Below are 2,958 nucleotides of genomic sequence, written 5' to 3'. Positions count from 1 at the left end.
GCCTTCGTCTACAACTCCATGTCCGACGGCGAGCTCGACGAGGGCTCCACGTGGGAGGCCGCCATGGGCGCCGCGCACCACGGGCTGTCGAACCTGATCTGCCTGGTGGACATCAACAACCAGCAGGCCGACGGCCCCTCCAGCAAGGTCATGGGCTTCGAGCCGCTGGCCGACAAGTGGGCCTCGTTCGGCTGGCACGTGCAGCGCGTGGACGGCAACGACCTCCCCGCCGTGCTCGCCGCCTTCGATGCCGCACGCAACCTCCAGGAGGACAAGCCGCGCGTGATCCTGTTCAACACGCTCATGGGCAAGGGCGTGCCCTTCCTGGAGACGCGCGACAAGAACCACTTCATCCGCGTCGATCCGCCCGAATGGCAGCAGGCCCTCTCGATCCTGGACCAGTCGCAGCAAGCCTAAGGAGCCTTCACCATGAGCAACACCACGCAAACCAAGAAGCCGCGCCTGACCACCTCGGCGATGATCGCCTCCATCGCCAGCGAAGGGCAGCGCGTCAAGGCCGCCCCCTTCGGCAAGGCGCTGGTCGAGCTGGCACAGAGCCGCACGGACATTGTCGGCATGACGGCTGACCTGGCCAAATACACCGACTTGCACCTCTTTGCGCAGGCCCAGCCGGAGCGCTTCTTCCAGATGGGCATGGCCGAGCAACTACTCATGGCCGCGGCCGGCGGCATGGCCAAGGAGGGCTTCGTGCCCTTCGCCACTACCTACGCGGTATTCGGCACGCGCCGGGCTTACGACTTCGTGCACCAGGTCATCGCCGAGGAGAACCTCAACGTCAAGATGTGCTGCGCGCTGCCGGGGCTGACCACCGGATACGGCCCCAGCCACCAGGCCACCGAGGACCTGGCGCTCATGCGCGGCATACCGGGCCTGACCATCATCGATCCCTGCGACGCGCTGGACACCGAGCAGGCCGTGCCGCAGATCGCCGCCCACCAGGGCCCGGTCTACATGCGGCTGCTGCGCGGCAACGTGCCGCTGGTGCTCGACGAATACGACTACAAGTTCGAGCTGGGCAAGGCCAAGGTGCTGCGCGGTGGCAACGATGTGCTGGTGATCTCCAGCGGCTTCATGACCATGCGCTCCCTGGAAGTCGCGGACCAGCTCAAGGCCGACAACGTGGACGTAGCCGTGCTGCACGTGCCCACCATCAAGCCGCTGGACGAGGCCACCATCCTGGCCGAGGTGGCGCGTCCGGGGCGGCTGGTGGTCGTGGCCGAGAACCACTCGGTGGTCGGCGGCCTGGGCGAGGCGGTGGCGGGCCTGCTGCTGCGCACGGGCACGCTGCCCAAAGCCTTCCGTCAGGTCGCGCTGCCTGACGAGTTCCTGGACGCCGGCGCGCTGCCCACGCTGCACGAGCGCTACGGCATCTCCGCCAGCGCCATGGGCCAGCAGATCAAGTCCTGGCTCTGATACCAGGGGGGCAGACGCAAGCTTTCGAAGGATGCACGCGGCCGTGCATCCACGCCGGGTCCGGCCCTTGTAATCAGTCCCGGGCGTCTGGCACCGCGCCAGGTCGGCAGCCTTGCTCAGCAGGATATGCAGGCTCTCGACTCGGCTCCCTGCCGACTTGGCCCATTCGAAGCACGGCAGCCGGCCGGCACACCGCCGGACCGTACACCGTGCCGTGAAGACATTCCAGGAGACTTTCATGTTGATCGGAGTACCGCTGGAGACGGCGGCCTCAGACACCCGCGTCGCGGTCACGCCCGAGACTGCGAAGAAGCTCATGGCCCAAGGCCATCAGCTCTTCGTGCAGGCCGGTGCTGGCCTCAAGGCCTCGGCACCGGACGCCGCCTATGCCGCGGTTGGCGCGGAGATCGTGGACGCCAAGGCTGCCTTCGGCCGTGACTTGGTGCTCAAGGTCCGTTCACCGTCCGTCGAGGAGATCGCGTTGATGAAGCGCGGCGCCACCGTGGTCGGCATGCTCAACCCCTTTGACCACGAAGGGTTGGAGAGACTGGCTGCGGCCGGGCTGACCAGCTTCGCGCTGGAAGCCGCCCCGCGCACCACGCGCGCACAGAGCATGGACGTGCTCTCCTCGCAGGCCAACATCGCCGGCTACAAGGCCGTGATCATCGCGGCCGACCGCTACCAAAAATTCTTCCCGATGCTCATGACCGCTGCCGGCACGGTGAAGGCCGCGCGCGTGGTGATCCTGGGCGTGGGCGTGGCGGGGCTGCAGGCCATTGCCACGGCCAAGCGGCTCGGGGCGGTGATCGAAGCCTCCGACGTGCGCCCCTCGGTGAAGGAGCAGGTGGAGTCGCTGGGCGCCAAGTTCATCGACGTGCCCTACGAGACGGCCGAGGAGAAGGAAGCCGCCGAGGGCGTGGGCGGCTATGCGCGCCCGATGCCCGAGAGCTGGCTCGCGCGCCAGCGCGCCGAGGTGGCCAAGCGCGTGGCGGCAGCTGACGTCGTGATCTCCACGGCACTGATTCCGGGCCGTCCGGCCCCGAAGCTCGTGTCGGCGGAGATGGTGCAGTCCATGAAGCCCGGCTCGGTGATCGTGGACCTCGCGGCAGCCAACGGCGGCAACTGCGCGCTCACACAGCCCGGACAAACGGTGTTGCAGCACGGCGTGACGATCGTCGGAGAGATGAACCTGCCTGCGTTGGTAGCGGCGGACGCCTCGGCCCTCTACGCGCGCAACGTGCTGGACTTCCTGAAATTGATATTGCCCAAGGACGCCGCAGCGGTACACGTGCCGCTGGACGACGACATCGTGGCCGCATGCCTGATGACGCAGGGCGGACGGGTCAAGAGGAGCTGAACCATGGAAATCTCACACACCATCATCAACTTGATCATCTTCGTGCTGGCGATCTACGTGGGCTACCACGTGGTGTGGACGGTGACGCCGGCGCTGCACACGCCGCTGATGGCCGTCACGAACGCCATCTCGGCCATCGTCATCGTGGGCGCGATGCTGGCTGCGGC

General features: G+C 67.2%; 4 protein-coding genes. All 4 read left to right on the top strand.

The features are described from left to right. The coding region (locus H537_RS0139750; RefSeq protein WP_029002267.1) for a thiamine pyrophosphate-binding protein at positions 1 to 417 on the top strand (417 nt) is incomplete at its 5' end. A 12-nt stretch (positions 418 to 429) separates the two neighbouring features. Beyond that, positions 430 to 1,434 carry a transketolase family protein gene (locus tag H537_RS0139745; protein WP_029002266.1) on the top strand — a complete coding sequence of 335 codons (1,005 nt, stop codon included), beginning with the start codon at positions 430 to 432 and terminating at the stop codon, positions 1,432 to 1,434. A gap of 238 nt (positions 1,435 to 1,672) precedes the next feature. Further along, positions 1,673 to 2,791, top strand: a complete 1,119-nt coding sequence (locus H537_RS0139740; protein WP_029002265.1) for a Re/Si-specific NAD(P)(+) transhydrogenase subunit alpha — start codon at positions 1,673 to 1,675, stop codon at positions 2,789 to 2,791. 3 nt (positions 2,792 to 2,794) lie between these two features. Then, the coding region (locus tag H537_RS0139735) for a proton-translocating transhydrogenase family protein (RefSeq protein ID WP_029002264.1) at positions 2,795 to 2,958 on the top strand (164 nt) is incomplete at its 3' end.

The sequence above is a fragment of the Azohydromonas australica DSM 1124 genome (genome assembly GCF_000430725.1).
Taxonomy (GTDB): Bacteria; Pseudomonadota; Gammaproteobacteria; order Burkholderiales; family Burkholderiaceae_C; genus Azohydromonas; species Azohydromonas australica.
The sequence above is the reverse complement of the archived record's forward strand: the minus strand, read 5'-3'. Positions and strand labels throughout refer to the sequence as shown.